The sequence below is a fragment of the Ancylobacter sp. 3268 genome, assembly GCF_031456575.1.
Lineage (GTDB): Bacteria > Pseudomonadota > Alphaproteobacteria > Rhizobiales > Xanthobacteraceae > Ancylobacter.
In genome coordinates, this window is the sequence record NZ_JAVDUX010000014.1 from 20,465 (window position 1) to 35,020 (window position 14,556).

Consider the following 14,556-nt stretch of genomic DNA (forward strand, 5'->3'; position numbering starts at 1 on the left):
CATACGCCGTTGGTCGCATATGCCGCGCCGCGATCATGGTTCGGTCGCACCACTCATGCAAGCACTACCGCGGCAAGCATTACCGCCGGGGGCGGATGGCACGGTCGGCGGATCGGCACGTGGCGCGTGAACATTCGTCTCCGGAGGAAAGCTTTAGTTGCCATCGCCGACGAATGCCACCGTCAATTCGCGCCGATGCGGCATGGCGCGGTGTTCCACCAGGTAAATGCCCTGCCAGGTGCCGAGCCGCATGCGCCCGGCCACCACCGGTATGGCGAGGTGGATGCCGGTGATCACCGCCTTCACATGGGCGGGCATGTCGTCCGGTCCCTCGAGGTCATGGACCCAGCCGGCGTCCTCCGGCGCCAGCCGGTCGAGCGCGGTGAGGAGATCCACCCGCACGTCAGGATCGGCGTTTTCCTGGATGGTCAGCGACGCCGAGGTGTGGCGGCAGAACAGCGAGACCTCGCCGTCGCCGGCACCGATTTCGGCGAGGAACCGCGCCACCGCGCGGGTGATGTCGGTAAAGCCGCGGCCGGGCGTGTCGACGGCCAGCTCGGCGCTCACCCGCCGCGTCACCATGGTCTCGCGCGGTTGGCCCTGTCTTATCTCGGTCACGGTTCGGCCTTTCTGTGTCGGTTCCATCTCTCCGCCCCCGCCGCCTCAAAGCCCGATCGGCCCCGGTGAGGCAAGGCCAAACTTCCTTCCCCGACCAAAAGGGGGGAAGGCCGCCGATCCGGCCAGCGGTCCGCTGCGCCGCACCGGCTTCGGCCCCCTGTTTCCCGGCCGCAAAACCGCCGTTCGGGGCTTCGTCCGGCATTGCCTTGCTGCACTGCACTGGACGAATGGCCGCCGCTGGGTTTGGATAGGGCGGAACCGCACCGGATGCCCGTCCTCGATCCGAACCCGGGGGTCCACCTTGCGTCGGACCTCGACGTCCTCGGCCAACGCCATCATGGAGCGCACCCCGCTTATGGCTGCCCAGAGCTCTACGCCCGCTTCGGCCCTTCCCGGCCGCGACACGCCCAGCCTCGCGCTGGATCCCGCCCTGTTCGATCCGGCTTCCGTTTCGCCGGAAACCCGCGCGGTCAATGCCGGCATCGTCAAGGCGCTGGGCGCGGTGCCGGACCGCTGGGTGTTTCCGATGGCGGTGCTGCGCAAGCTGCGGCTGGACGGCAAGGGCCCGTTCCCGCTGGCACCGGAAAGCCCCTATGCGCGTGTCGAGGAGATCGACGGCCCGCACGGCCCGGTGTCGCTGCGCATCTATACCCCGCCGGAGGCGGCCAAAGGCGTCTATCTGCATCTGCATGGCGGCGGCTGGTGCCTCGGCTCAGCGCGCGAGAATGACGGGCTCAATCACCGACTGGTGGAGCGCACCGGCTTCGCCGTCGTCTCCGTCGATTACCGCCTGGCGCCGGAAAATCCCTGGCCGGCGGCGCCGGATGATTGCGAGGCCGCGGCGCTGTGGCTGGTCCGCGAGGGCAAGGCCCGCTTCGGCACCGAGCGTTTCGTCATCGGCGGCGAATCGGCGGGCGCAAACCTGGCGGCGGCGACGCTGCTGCGCCTGCGCGACCGGCACGGCCTGACGCCGTTCCGCGCCGCCAACCTCAATGCCGGCTGCTACGATCTCGGCCTCACCCCGAGCGCCCGCGGCTGGGGCGACGAGCCGCTGGTGCTCAACACCAGGGACATCAACGTCTTCGTCGGCCATTACCTGCGCGAGGGCGGCGACGTGGCGACGCCGGACATCTCGCCGCTGCAGGGCGATCTCTCCGGCCTGCCGCCGGCGCTGTTCACCATCGGCACCCGCGATGCGCTGCTCGACGACACGCTGTTCATGGCGCCGCGCTGGCTCGCCGCCGGCAACCGGACCGAACTCGCCATCTATCCCGGCGGCTGCCACGTCTTCATCGGCTTCCCCGGCTCGCTGGCCGACCAGGCGCTCGCCCGCATCGTCGCCTTCCTCGCCGCCAGCTGAGCGACGGGGCCAGCCCGCAAGGCTGCGCCGAGCCGGGCCGCGGCGTCTTGCCGTCAGAGCTTGTCGCCCTGCGGCGGGTCGTTCCGCCACCGCTCCATCATCTCGTAGAAGCGGCGGAACATGGCCTCCGCCTTGCGCATGGCCTCGTCCATCGCCGCATCGAAGCGCCTCTGCGCGTCGTCAGGCGGGCCCGGCGGGGTCGCCCCCGGTGACGGCGCGCGCGGCGGTTCGGCAATGTCCGGCACGCCGGGGCCACTGCCGGCAGCAGCGAGGCGATCCCGCAGCCGGGTGATCTCGGCTTCCAGCGCCGCCCGCTCGTCCGGCATCGCCTCGCAGCGCCACACCCCGGCGCGGCTGGCACAGAAGCTCATCGTGCCCGAGCGGGTATCGAGCCTCAGCACCCCGCCCTCCACCGGCTGCATGGTGAAATGCGGCCCGGTTCCGGCAGCCGGAGGCGGCGGTGTGTCGGAAGTCGCCGGCTGCGCGCGGGCCGTGGTGACCAGAGCGAGCGCCATCAGCGCATACAGAGCAAGGCGAAGCATGGAAGCCTCCCGCATTTCCGCCTTTGCGCGTGTCCGGCACGCGCCGGTCCGTCTTTCACGCCGCCGGCGTGAACGGCGCCCGGTTCTTCGTCAACGCCGCATCGAGCAGATCGATCCGATCCTGCCCCCAGAACACCTCGCCGTCGAGCACATAGGCCGGCGAACCGAACACATCCGCCTCCACCGCCCGGGCGCGGTTGGCGTCGTACAGCGCGCCGATGCTCTCGGACGCCGCCGCCTCCAGCAGCTCCGCCGGCAGGCCGAGTTCCGCCAGTATCCCCGCGAGCTGGGCGGGATCGCCGATGTTCTCCTGACGCTGCCACACTCCGGACATCAGCCGCGGCAACAGGGCATCGACCTCATGGCCGGCCTGCACGGCGGCAATCACCAGCCGGTCGGCGAGGGCGCCGTCGAACGGCCAATGCGCCGGATGCAGGTGGAACTCCAGCCCGCGCGCGTCGCGCCAGCGCTGCAGCTCGATCATCCGGTAGCGCTGGCGCGCCGGATGACGCTTGGGCAGCGGCAGCCCGCCGGTTTCAGCGAACAGCCCGCCGAGCTGCACGGGATGATAGCGCAAGGTGAGCCCGTGGCGCCGCGCCACCGCCATGAAGGCGGCATGGCCGATAAACGCCCACGGGCTGACGACGGAGAAGAAATAATCGACCGAACGGCTCATCCGCGCCTCGCTGGAGCCCTTGCCGCCGGGCGAGACCCGGAGCCGCGCAAGGCGCTCGTTTCGACAGATCCGGCGGCCGGCACGGCCGCAGCCCCTGTTGAAGCGCAGTCGCGCCGACGCTTCAACCCCACCTCGAAACGAAAACGGCGCCCGAGGGGCGCCGCTTCGAAAGGCTGGTGAGGCTGGATGCCGGCGGGCGCCGCTCAGGCGGCGGTGCGAACCGGATAGGAGGCGATCATCTGCTTGAGTTCACCGATGGCTTCCTCGATCTCGGCCTTCTGCTGCTCGAGCAGGCCGAGCTGATCCACGCACTTCTCGCGGGTCAGGGCGAGGCCGCTCATGGTGGCGGTGCCTTCGCGCAAGGCGACCATCGCCTTGATCTCGGCGAGGGTGAAGCCAAGCTTCTTGCCCTTGAGGATGATCGCGAGGCGGGAGCGGTCGGAGGGGGTGTAGAGGCGGGTCAGACCCTCGCGGCGCGGGGAGAGCAGGCCTTTGTCCTCATAGAAGCGCAGGGCGCGCAGCGTCACGTCGAACTCGCGGGCGAGGTCGCCGATGGTGAAGAAGAGCGCATCGCCCGAGGACGTGGCGGCGGTCTCGACGGCACGATCCTGCTCGTAGGAAGTGAAATCCATCGCGGGGTCTCCTGGTCGGGTTAACGGGACGCAAAGGGATCGCGTCAGCAGCGTTGCCCGAATTTGTAACGACCCACCTGCCGTTAGGGGAGAAAGTAGCACCCTCCGTTAGGGAAACTTACTGTTAAATGCCAACCTAATTATCTGATTAGTTTATCTAAATACGATATTACCTTCAGTAGCCTTTCCTCACCCGGCCGGGAGGTAAAGCCACCCGGCACCCCGGCGCGGCGGTAGGAAGATGCCGCGGGCCGCGGCGCATTAACCCGTCATTTACCAAGAAAAGGAACAGTCGGCGCCAAGCAGCCTCCAGCGTCGCCACGGGTGATTCTCCCGACCCGCCGACGCCTGACGCGACGGAGAAGACGGTGAGGCAAGGCGCCCCCACCCAGGCCGGGCACATCAATGCCGCGGCCTGGACCGCGATGAACGAGGCCGCGCAGCGCGCCGGCCTGCCGCTGGACGAATGGCTGCATCAGCGGCTGCTCGGCCATCTCGGCACCGGCGAACGCGGTGGCAGCGTCGGCGACATCGCCGATCTGCGCCGCCGCATCCGCGAGCTCACCGGCACCGTCAACAGCCTCGCCACCCCGCCGGCGCCGGAACCCGCCGCTGCTGCCGTCGCGGCTCCTTCTGCCCCGGCTCCTGCCGCCCCTTCGCCCGCCACCTCGCGCGTCGAGGCGGCGCTGGAGGACATCCGGGCCCAGCTCGACACCCTGGTCGGCGATTCCAGCGCCCGCCTCCGCTCGACGGCGGCGCGCTCGACCGTGGCCCGCCCTTCCGAGCCCGCGTCACCCCAGCCGGTGCCGCCGCGCCGGCTGCAGGCGCCGAGCGCCGCCAGCATCGAGGCCGCGGTCGCCGAGATCGCCGCCCGCCAGCGTGAGCTCGAGGTCGCCGCGCCCGCCCGCCGCGCCATGGAAGGCACCACCGCCGCGCGCCCCACCGCGCCCGGTCCGGCCGAGCCACCCGCGGCAGCACAGGCGCCGCCGCCGGGCCGCCCGTCATCTGCCCGCCCGACGCCCCCCGCGCCGCCGACGCCCGCGCCGCCGACGCCCGCCCCGCCGAGCCCGCCCGCGGCCGAGCCGGCTTCCTCCTTCACCGCCGCCATCGACACGCTGCGCGGCGACGTGGTCCGGATGCGCGCCGCGCTCGGCGATCTCGCCCCCCGCCAGGCGGTGGACGAATTGCAGCGCACCGTCTCCCGCCTCGCCGGCCGCATCGAGGCTTCCGGCCTGCGCGACAACGAGCTGTGCGCCACCCTGGCGGCGTTGCGCGACATGATCGCCACGCTGCGCCTGCCCGAATACCAGTCGGTGGTGCAGGGCCGCATCGACGCGCTGTCCCGCAAGCTCGATCTGATCGCCGCCAAGCAGGTCGACACGGCCGCCATCGCCCGGCTGCAGGCGCAGGCCGGCGAGATCCGCCATGTCATCGGCCGCGCCTTGTCCAATGATGCGGTGCGCCAGCTGGTCGAGCAGGTGACGCTGCTGGTCGGCCGTGTCAGCCGCGAGGCCGGCGCGCAGGAGAACGCGCTGCGGGCCGTGCTTGCCGGCGTCGACGAGCGGCTCGGCCAGCTCGCCGCCCACATCGAGGCGCAGGCCGCCCGGCCGGCGCAGGTCGATCTCGGCGGCGTCCATCGCCGCCTCGACGATATCCAGGCGAACATCGCGCAGAATTTTTCGGCCCTGCGCCGCGACACCCCGGCCAATGTCGAGCAGATGCTGCGCGGCATCGGCGAGCGGCTGGAGCGCATCGAGCGCCCGGCCGAAGCCGCCGCGGCGCCGGCGGCGATACCGGTGCCCGACACCGCCGCCTTCGAGGCGCTCAGCCACCGTATCGCTGCGCTGGCCGACCGGCTGGAGACGCAGCACGCCCAGCCGAACCGGCTTGCCGGCATCGAGCGGGCGCTGAACGACCTGTTCATCCAGATGGAGGAAACCCGCGCCAGCCTGGTGAGCGCGCCATCCCCCGCGCCCTCCGACCCGATGCCGCCGCGCCGCGCGCCGGCACCGCCCGCCGCCGTCGCGCCGCAGGCGGATCGTCCGGTCGTCTCCCCGGCTTCGACGCAAGCGGGCGGCGAGGCTCCCGCCGCACGGCAGGCCTCGCACCGCCCGGCCGCCGCCGGCGAAGAGCCGGCCGTCGCCGCGCCGGACGAACGCCGGCCGGGCGTGCCCGCCAATGCGCCCGCCATCGTCTCCGCCTCCCACCCGACGGCGGCCGAAGCGTCGGCCGGCGACGGGCAGGACGAGCCGGGACCGGACGTCGAGCGCGATGGCGTGGGCATGACGGGCACCGGTCCGGCGCGCATCGATTTCATCGCCCAGGCGCGCCGCGCCGCGCGCGGCGTGGCCCCTGCCAACGGTCCCACCGCCAACGTTCCGCCCGCCCGCGGTCCCTCTGCCAACGTCCCGCCCGCCAAACCTCATGGCCTCCCCCATGCCACCCTCGGCGCCCGCATTGCCGAGGGGCGGGCGAACCGCGCCCGTTCCACCCGCTGGCTGGCCCGCATCCGGGCGATGCTGCTGGTCGGCGTCTGCGGCTCGGCGCTCGCCTTTGCGTCCTGGCACCTGCTCAGCGGCATGAAGGAAGGCCGGCTGCGCGCCAATGCGCCGTCCGCCACCTCCACCGCCCGCTCGCTGCCGGTCGAGCCGACGCCGGACGACATCACCGGCTCGGTGTCGCCGCGTCCGGTGGCGCCGCGCCTGACATTGCCGCCCGCCGCCGCGCCGCTTCAGGCGGTGCCGGACGTGCCCCTCGCCCCGCCTATGCCGTCCCTGCCGGAAGCCGACCCGATGGCGCCACTGCCCGGCTCCTCCAGCCTCGACGGCTCGGGCAGCGTGCCGGGCGGCGTCCCCGGCGACCTGCCGAACGGCATTGGCAGCCAAGGCCTGCGGGTCGCGGCGCTGGGCGGCGATCCGGCCGCGGCCTATGAGGTCGGCCATCGCTACATGGAGGGCGAAGGCGTCGCTCCCAGCGCGCAGCGCGCCGCCCAATGGTTCGGATTCGCCGCCGCCCGCGGCTCCATCCCCGCCGCCTACCGGCTGGGCGCTCTCCATGAAAAGGGCGCCGAGGGCGTGCCGCGCGATCTCCCCCGGGCCCGCAGGCTCTATGAGGCCGCGGCCGGCGGCGGCAATGTGCGCGCGATGCACAATCTCGGCGTGCTGCTCGCCGATGGCACCGCCGGCGCGCCCGATTACGCCGCGGCGGCTGTGTGGTTTCAGAAGGCCGCCAGCTATGGCGTGCGCGACAGCCAGTACAATCTCGGCGTGCTCTATTCGCGCGGCTTCGGCGTCGAGGCCGATCCGGTGCAGGCGTGGCGGTGGTTCTCGCTGGCCGCCGCACGCGGCGACCAGGAGGCCGGGCAGCGGCGCGACGAGATCGCCGCGCGGCTCGATGCCGATACCCTCGCCACCGCCCGCAAGGCATTGCAGCTCTGGACGCCGGCCGTGGGCGATGCCGAGGCGAACAGCGGCTCCGGCCTGCAGGATTGGGATCTGCCCGCTGCCCGCAAGACCGCCTCGCGCGGCTGAGCTGCCTTCGCGCAGCTACCGGGCCGTTCAGCGATCCGGCGCGCAGGCATGGTGGGCGATGCGATAGGTGCGCGCGCCGCCGATCAGATGCGCGTCGAACGGCGCCGCGAACAGGCCGGCCACCGCCCGGTCGCGCACGTTCAGCCCGCCGGCATAGGCCCCGAGCGCCGGCATGACGAGGCGCCCCCCATCGGTGGCGAAGCAGCGCCGCCGCACCGAGCGCCCGCGCCGCACTACTCGCGCCACCGGGTGCAGATGCCCGGCGATCTCGCGGGTCGCCCCGGCGCGCGGCTCGTGCCGCAGGGCAAGGCTGCCGACCGCCAGTTCCGGCAGGTGCACGCCGCCAAGCTCCGGCACCGCATGGGGGTCGTGGTTGCCGGCGATCCACACCATCTCGCGCCCGCGCGCCAGCCCGGCCAGCATCTCCCGCTCCACTAGGCCCAGCCGGGTGCCGGCACGGCGGTCATGCAGCGTGTCGCCGAGCGAGACCACGATTCGCGGCCGCCAGCGCGCCGCCATCTCCACCAGCAGCATCAGGGTGGCGCGGCTGTCATAGGGCGGCAGGGCGATGCCGCGCGCGGCGAAGGAGGAGCCTTTTTCCAGGTGCAGATCGGCGACAATCAGCATCCGTTCGGCCGGCCAGTAGAGGCCGCCGGCGGGGTCGAGGCGCAATTCGATGCCGGCAAGCGCGATCACGCCGGCCTCGCCGAACGCATCGGCCTGCAAATCGGGCTCATCGTACACCTCACTGCACCCTATCATCGCCACGCATCGCCTCCTCGACGAGTTCGTCTTCCGCCTCCGCGAGGAGGGCATCCGCCGCCTCGCCGCCGACCATCTCGCGGCCGATCTCCAGCATCACCGGCACCGCCAGCGGCGACACCCGATCGAGCGCAACATGATCGATTCGCTCGCGGATGCGCATCAGCATTCCCGAGAGGCGCCTGAGATCCATCAGCCCGGTCGCGGCATCCTGACGGGCGGCGCGCAAGAGCACGTGGTCGGGCTCATGGGTCCGCAGGACGTCATAGACGAGGTCGGTCGACATCGTCACCTGCCGGGAGTTCTTCTCCTTGCCGGGGAAGCGGCGCTCGATCAGCCCGGCAATGATGGCGCATTGGCGGAAGGTGCGCTTCATCAGCGCCGCTTCCGCCAGCCAGGCCTCGAGATCGTCGCCCAGCATGTCGGCGTCGAACAGGTTGCCAAGGTCCAGCCTCCCTTGCCTCACCGCCAGCGACAGATCGGAAACACCATAGATCGCAAGGGCATAATCGTTGGCGACGAAGCCGAGCGGCCTCAGCCGGGCGCGCTCCAGCCGCCGCGTCAGCAGCATGCCGAGCGTCTGATGGGCCAACCGCCCCTCAAAGGGATAGGCGACGAGATAATGCCGCCCTCCGCGCGGAAACGTCTCCACCAGCAGGTCTTCCCGCCCCGGCAGGCGCGAGCGCCGGCGCTGGATCTCCAGCCAGTCGCGCACCTGCGCCGGCAGGTCCTTCCAGCGCGCGGTGTCGGCTAGCATCGCCCGCACCCCGGCAGCGAGGAAGGTGGAGAGCGGGAACTTGCCGCCCTCATAGGAGGGCACCTTCGGCTCCTTGGCGGTGGAGCGCACCACCAGCACCGTGTCTTCGACGATGGCGCGGTATTCGAGGATTTCCCCTGCAAACACAAAGGTATCGCCGGGGCTCATTGTCTCGACGAAATACTCCTCCACCTCGCCGAGCACCCGGCCGCCATAGCGCGCTTTGCCCCCGACGAGGCGCACCTTGAGCATCGTCGCCTCGACGATGGTGCCGACATTCAGCCGGTATTGCTGCGCCACCATCGGGTTGGTCACCCGCCAGCGTCCATCCTTCATTTGCCTGATGCGGGCGAAGCGTTCATAGGCGCGCAGCGCGTAGCCGCCGGTGGCCACGAAAGCCAGCACATCGTCGAAGTCCTTGCGCGGCAAAGCGGAATAAGGCTCGGCGGAGGCGATTTCGGCATAGAGGTCGTCAGCATGGAACGGCCCGGCGCAGGCCATGCCGAGCACGTGCTGGGCGAGCACGTCGAGCGCGCCGGAGCGCTCCACCACGCCGTCCTGCGCACCGGCGCGCACCGCCTCCATGGCGGCGCGGCATTCCAGAACTTCGAAGCGGTTCGCCGGCACCAGCACCGCGCGGGAAGGCTCGTCGAGCCGGTGGTTGGCCCGGCCGATCCGCTGCATCAACCGCGAGGAGCCCTTCGGCGCCCCGACATTCACCACCAGATCGACCGCGCCCCAGTCGATGCCGAGGTCGAGCGAGGAAGTGCACACCACCGCTTTCAGCCGCCCCTCGCCCATCGCCGCCTCGACGCGGCGGCGCTGCGAGACATCCAGCGAGCCGTGATGCAGGGCGATAGGCAGGTTCAACTCATTGATATGCCACAGCTCCTGGAACAGGAGCTCCGCCTGCATGCGGGTGTTGACGAACACCAGCGTGGTGGTGTTGGCGACGATGAGCGCGTAGATCTCCTTCAGCGAATGCTTGGCGGTATGCCCCGCCCAGGGCACATGCGCCACGCTGTCGAGCATGGAGAGGTCCGGCGCCGCCCCCGCCTCGGCGACGACGAGATCGCCCATCTCCCCCTCTCCCCGGGATTCTTCGCGCGAGTTTTGCGGCACCAGCCAGCGGCGCAGCGTGTCGGGATCGGCTACCGTCGCCGACAGGCCGACCGTCTGCGCCTCGGGCGCCAGCGCACGGATGCGGGCGAGGCCGAGCGACAGCAGGTCGCCGCGCTTGGAATTGGCCAGCGCGTGCAGCTCGTCGAGCACGATGCGCCGGAGGTCGCCGAACAGGTGCGGCGCGTCGGCGGAGGCGAGCAGCAGCGCGATCTGCTCGGGCGTGGTGAGCAATATGTCCGGCGGGTCGCGGCGCTGGCGCTGGCGGCGCGAGGGCGGGGTGTCGCCGGTGCGGGTCTCGATGCGGATGGGAAGCTCCATCTCCGCCGCCGGCCGCTCCAGATTGCGGGCGACGTCGACCGCCAGCGCCTTCAGCGGCGAGATGTAGAGCGTGTGCAGCCCCGGCGGGCGCGGGCTGTTGCGCTTTCTCGGCCGCTCGGCGAGCTCGACCAGCGTCGGCAGGAAGCCGGCCAGCGTCTTGCCGGCCCCGGTCGGGGCGATCAGCAGCGTCGAGCACCCCTGCCGCGCCCGCTCCAGCAAGGCGAGCTGATGCGCGCGCGGCGCCCAGCCGCGGCCGGCGAACCAGCTGCGGAACGGCTCGGGCAGGTGAAGGGCGCTTCGGCGGTCGAGGATGGTCACGCGGGCGAAGCTAACGCCTTCGCGATAAAAAGCGAGGGTAAACCGGGAACAAATTTTACCGAACTATTCCGCCCGCAGTGCCGCGATCACCAGCCCCGGCACCGGCTCGCCCTTTTCGGTGCGGGTCGATGCTTCCTCGCAGGACAGCAAGCCGAGCCGCGCGGCCGCCAGCGCCTCGCTCACATAGGCCGGCGCGTGCGCATAGCGCAGCGTGTCGCGCAGCAGCACGCCGGCGCCGCCATGCGTTTCGACGGTGAAGGCGAGGAGACCGCCCGGCTCCAGCACCCGCCGGCTCTCGGCGAGCACCGGGCCGAGATCGGCGAGATAGCAGAAGGCGTCGCCGGCAAAGACGAGGTCGGCCTCGCCCGCCGGCCTCTCGCGCAGATAGTCCACCATGTCGCCGGCCACTAGCCGGCCATAGATGCCACGCCGCCGCGCCAGCGCGATCATGTTCGGCGACAGATCGACCCCGCCCATCTCCCCGACATGATCGGCGAGCCGCACCCCGACAAGGCCGGTGCCGCAGCCGAGGTCATGCGCCTGGGCGAAGGCGACGGGCCGGCCGAGCTGGTCGCAGGCGGATCGCAGGGCACCATGGATCAGTTCCGGTCCGCGATAATCGAGCCGCTCCAGCGCCTTGTCGAAGCGCTCGGCATATTGGTCGAACAGGGTGCGCACATAGGCGGCGCTCATTTCCGGAATCTCGTCGCGGCCGAGCCGGGCGAGCCGGAGCGTGGCGCCCAGCCGGTCCTCGGGGTCGAGCGCACGGGCGCGGGCATAGGCATCGCCGGCGCCGGCCGCGTCGCCGAGCGCCTCGCGCGCCTCGCCGAGCAGAAACCAGCCGGGGAGGAAACCCGGCGCGCGCTCGGCCACCTCGGCCAGCAATATCTCGGCATCGGCGGCATTGCCCTCGGACATCAGCGCACGCGCCCAGTCCACGCGGCGATCGAGGGTGGGATCACCGGACGACAGAAACAGCGGGGCGCCAGCCATGAAGGTGTCTCTAAGGCCGAAATCTCGGCAAATCGCGAGGCGACGCCCTATATCCTTCCTGACGCCGCTTGGTAAGAGAGTTTCGCAAGGCCCATGCGTTCTGCGATACGCCCGGAAGACCTGCTCCGCCCGACGCCGCGGGGGCTGTATTCGCCCGCCGGGGATTTCTTCATCGATCCGGTGCGTCCGGTGCCGCGCGCGCTGGTCACCCATGGCCATTCCGACCATGCCCGGGCCGGCCATGGCGCGGTGCTGGCGACGCGCCAGACGCTGGACATCATGGCGATCCGCTACGGCGCGGATTTCGCCGGCGCCACCCAAGCCATCGCCTATGGCGAAACCGTGGAGCTCGACGGGGTGAAGGTCAGCTTCTTCCCGGCCGGGCATATTCTCGGCTCGGCGCAGATACGGGTGGAAAAGGGTGGCTGCCGCATCGTCGCCTCGGGCGACTACAAGCCGGGGATCGATCCCACCTGCCTGCCCTTCGAGCCGATCGGCTGCGACGTGTTCATCTCGGAGGCGACCTTCGGCCTGCCGGTGTTCCGCCATCCCGATCCGTCGGGAGAGATCGGCAAGCTCGTCGCCTCGCTGCAGCTTTTCCCCGAGCGCACCCACATCGTCGGCGCCTATGCGCTCGGCAAGGCGCAGCGGGTGATCGCGCTGCTGCGCGCCGCCGGCCACGACCGGCCGATCCTGCTGCACGGCGCGATGGAGCGGCTCACCGCCTATTACGAGAGCGAGGGCATCGCGCTCGGCCCGGTGAAGCTGGCCCGCGAGGCGACGCCGGACGCGCTTCCGGGCGCCGTGGTCATCGCTCCGCCCGGCTCGCTCGCCGAGGTGTGGTCGCGGCGCTTCGCCGATCCGGTGACCGCCTTCGCTTCCGGCTGGATGCGCATCCGCGCCCGCGCCCGGCAGAACGGCGTCGAGTTGCCCCTCGTCATCTCCGATCATGCCGACTGGGACGATCTCCAGCACGCCATCCTCGCCACCGGCTGCGGTGAGCTGTGGGTCACGCATGGCCAGGAGGATGCCCTCGTCCATTGGGCGGGGCAGGCCGGGCTCGCGGCGCGGCCGCTGCATCTCGTCGGCTATGGCGAGGAGGAGGCTGAGAGCGGCACCGCTCCCGCCGCCGGCACGGAAAGCGGCGATGCCCCGGCGGAGGGCAAGCCGTCGTGAACCGCTTCGCCGCCCTCATCGACCGCCTCGCCTATGAGCCCCGCCGCAACGGCAAGATCCGGCTGATCGCCGATTATTTCCGCCATGTGCCGGATCCGGATCGCGGCTGGGCCCTGGCGGCGCTCACCGGCGCGCTCTCGTTCCGCAACGCCAAGCCGGGGCTGATCCGCCAGCTCATCGCCGAGCGCACCGACCCCGTCCTGTTCGCGCTGTCCTACGACTATGTCGGCGACCTCTCCGAGACGGTGGCGCTGATGTGGCCGGCGCCGGCACGGCCGGAGGGCTCCCCGGATGCCGGCATTCCGCTTTCCGACGTCGTGCACATCCTCACCCATATGGGCCGCAGCGAACTGCCCGCCGTGCTCGCCGGCCTGCTCGACCGGCTGGACGAGACCGGCCGCTGGGCGCTGCTGAAGCTGATCACCGGCTCGCTGCGCATCGGCGTCTCCGCCCGCCTCGCCAAGACGGCGGTGGCCGCGCTCGGCACCCTGACGCCGGACGAGATCGAGCTGGTCTGGCCCGGCCTCGCCCCGCCCTATGCGGAGCTGTTCGCCTGGGCGGAGGGACATGGCGAACGACCGCGGACCGAGAACCCGACGCCGTTCCGCCCGGTCATGCTCGCCCACCCGCTGGAGGCGACGGATCGGGACAGCCTCGACCCGCAGGATTTCCGCGCCGAGTGGAAATGGGACGGCATCCGCGTGCAGGCGGTGCGGGCCCGCACGGTGGACGGCGCGGTGGCGACCCGCCTCTACAGCCGCACCGGCGAGGACATCTCCGGCGCCTTCCCCGATCTCGCCGAGGCGCTCGCCTTCGAGGGGGCGGTGGACGGCGAGTTGCTGATCCTGCGCCAGGAGCGCGTCCAGTCGTTCAACGTTCTGCAGCAGCGCCTGAACCGCAAGGCGGTGTCGGCCAGGCTCATCGCCGAATTCCCGGCGCATATCCGCGCCTATGACCTGCTGGTCGATGGCACCGAGGATGTCCGCGCCCTTCCCTTCGACGCCCGCCGTGCCCGGCTGGAAGCGCTGATCGCCAGCCATCCAACGGATGCGCGGCTCGACCTCTCGCCGCTGGTGCCTTTCGCGACATGGGAGGATCTGACCGCCGCCCGCGCCGATCCCGCCAAACACGGCGCCGGGCCGGATGCCGAGGCAGTGGAGGGCGTGATGCTGAAACGCGCGGACAGCCTTTATCTGCCGGGCCGACCGAAAGGCCCGTGGTGGAAATGGAAGCGCGATCCGCACAGCGTCGATGCCGTGCTGATGTATGCCCAGCGCGGCCACGGCAAACGCTCTTCCTATTATTCCGACTACACGTTCGGGGTATGGACCGGCGACGGCGAACTGGTACCGGTCGGCAAGGCCTATTTCGGCTTCACCGATGCCGAGCTGATCGAGATCGACCGCTTCGTGCGCCGCAACACGGTGAACCGCTTCGGCCCGGTGCGGGAAGTGGTGCATGCGCGCGACGAGGGGCTGGTGCTGGAAGTGGCGTTCGAAGGACTCGCGCGCTCGAGCCGCCACCGCTCCGGCGTCGCCATGCGCTTTCCCCGCATCGCCCGGCTGCGCTGGGACAAGCCGCCGGCCGAGGCCGACACCCTGGCGGCGCTGGAGGCGCTGCTGCGCACGGAAGGCGAGGTTGCGGCCGATGGCGACCCGGCCGCCGAGAGCGACGGCAATGGTAGGCCCGCCCGCCCGGCCTCCCGCCGCGCCGCCCGGCGTGATAGGGAAGCATCCTGAAACGGAGTGCCGA

General features: G+C 71.2%; 11 protein-coding genes. 4 read left to right on the plus strand and 7 right to left on the minus strand.

Annotated elements, in window-relative coordinates:
* Window positions 1-153: 153 nt before the first annotated feature.
* Window positions 154-645: a secondary thiamine-phosphate synthase enzyme YjbQ gene (locus J2X65_RS19005; RefSeq protein WP_404977754.1), complete on the minus strand. Its 492-nt coding sequence runs from the start codon at window positions 643-645 to the stop codon at window positions 154-156.
* Between the two features lie 328 nt (window positions 646-973).
* Between J2X65_RS19005 and J2X65_RS19010 the strand changes: the two genes are divergently transcribed.
* The gene (locus J2X65_RS19010) at window positions 974-1,978 is read left to right on the plus strand and encodes an alpha/beta hydrolase (RefSeq protein WP_310204176.1); all 1,005 of its coding nucleotides are present in this window, start codon (window positions 974-976) and stop codon (window positions 1,976-1,978) included.
* 53 nt (window positions 1,979-2,031) lie between these two features.
* Here J2X65_RS19010 and J2X65_RS19015 read toward each other — a convergent pair whose 3' ends face one another.
* The 3 genes from J2X65_RS19015 to J2X65_RS19025 all read right to left on the minus strand — a co-directional run bounded on the left by J2X65_RS19015 (window position 2,032) and on the right by J2X65_RS19025 (window position 3,828).
* Window positions 2,032-2,520 (minus strand): hypothetical protein, encoded by a 489-nt coding sequence (locus J2X65_RS19015; RefSeq protein WP_310204178.1) that lies wholly within the window; start codon window positions 2,518-2,520, stop codon window positions 2,032-2,034.
* 55 nt (window positions 2,521-2,575) lie between these two features.
* Window positions 2,576-3,196, minus strand: coding sequence for a 2-hydroxychromene-2-carboxylate isomerase (locus J2X65_RS19020; RefSeq protein WP_310204181.1), 621 nt, complete (start codon window positions 3,194-3,196; stop codon window positions 2,576-2,578).
* Window positions 3,197-3,399: 203 nt separating this feature from the next.
* Window positions 3,400-3,828 (minus strand): MerR family DNA-binding transcriptional regulator, encoded by a 429-nt coding sequence (locus tag J2X65_RS19025; protein WP_310204184.1) that lies wholly within the window; start codon window positions 3,826-3,828, stop codon window positions 3,400-3,402.
* Between the two features lie 368 nt (window positions 3,829-4,196).
* Between J2X65_RS19025 and J2X65_RS19030 the strand changes: the two genes are divergently transcribed.
* A complete protein-coding gene (locus J2X65_RS19030) occupies window positions 4,197-7,358 on the plus strand; it encodes a hypothetical protein (RefSeq protein ID WP_310204188.1) in 3,162 nt (1,053 codons plus the stop codon).
* Between the two features lie 27 nt (window positions 7,359-7,385).
* Here the strand turns inward: J2X65_RS19030 and pdeM are convergent, their stop codons facing one another.
* From pdeM to J2X65_RS19045, 3 genes are all read right to left on the minus strand, one after another.
* Complete coding sequence (gene pdeM / locus J2X65_RS19035) at window positions 7,386-8,102, minus strand: ligase-associated DNA damage response endonuclease PdeM (protein WP_310204191.1); 717 nt, start codon at window positions 8,100-8,102, stop codon at window positions 7,386-7,388.
* Between the two features lies 1 nt (window position 8,103).
* Window positions 8,104-10,635: a ligase-associated DNA damage response DEXH box helicase gene (locus J2X65_RS19040; RefSeq protein ID WP_310204194.1), complete on the minus strand. Its 2,532-nt coding sequence runs from the start codon at window positions 10,633-10,635 to the stop codon at window positions 8,104-8,106.
* 63 nt (window positions 10,636-10,698) lie between these two features.
* On the minus strand, window positions 10,699-11,628 hold the full coding sequence (locus J2X65_RS19045) for a methyltransferase domain-containing protein (RefSeq protein ID WP_310204197.1): 930 nt from the start codon (window positions 11,626-11,628) through the stop codon (window positions 10,699-10,701).
* 93 nt (window positions 11,629-11,721) lie between these two features.
* On the opposite strand from J2X65_RS19045, the gene J2X65_RS19050 reads away from it, so the two are divergent.
* Window positions 11,722-12,804: a ligase-associated DNA damage response exonuclease gene (locus J2X65_RS19050; protein WP_310204200.1), complete on the plus strand. Its 1,083-nt coding sequence runs from the start codon at window positions 11,722-11,724 to the stop codon at window positions 12,802-12,804.
* Window positions 12,801-14,543, plus strand: coding sequence for a cisplatin damage response ATP-dependent DNA ligase (locus J2X65_RS19055; protein WP_310204203.1), 1,743 nt, complete (start codon window positions 12,801-12,803; stop codon window positions 14,541-14,543). The genes J2X65_RS19050 and J2X65_RS19055 overlap by 4 nt, the downstream gene beginning before the upstream one ends.
* Window positions 14,544-14,556 lie beyond the last annotated feature (13 nt).

Bases quoted from the DNA above. Each gene is read 5' to 3' on its own strand.
- J2X65_RS19005 (WP_404977754.1), bottom strand. From the start codon at position 645: ATGGAACCGACACAGAAAGGCCGAACCGTGACCGAGATAAGACAGGGC.
- J2X65_RS19010 (WP_310204176.1), top strand. From the start codon at position 974: ATGGCTGCCCAGAGCTCTACGCCCGCTTCGGCCCTTCCCGGCCGCGAC.
- J2X65_RS19015 (WP_310204178.1), bottom strand. From the start codon at position 2,520: ATGCTTCGCCTTGCTCTGTATGCGCTGATGGCGCTCGCTCTGGTCACC.
- J2X65_RS19020 (WP_310204181.1), bottom strand. From the start codon at position 3,196: ATGAGCCGTTCGGTCGATTATTTCTTCTCCGTCGTCAGCCCGTGGGCG.
- J2X65_RS19025 (WP_310204184.1), bottom strand. From the start codon at position 3,828: ATGGATTTCACTTCCTACGAGCAGGATCGTGCCGTCGAGACCGCCGCC.
- J2X65_RS19045 (WP_310204197.1), bottom strand. From the start codon at position 11,628: ATGGCTGGCGCCCCGCTGTTTCTGTCGTCCGGTGATCCCACCCTCGAT.
- J2X65_RS19050 (WP_310204200.1), top strand. From the start codon at position 11,722: ATGCGTTCTGCGATACGCCCGGAAGACCTGCTCCGCCCGACGCCGCGG.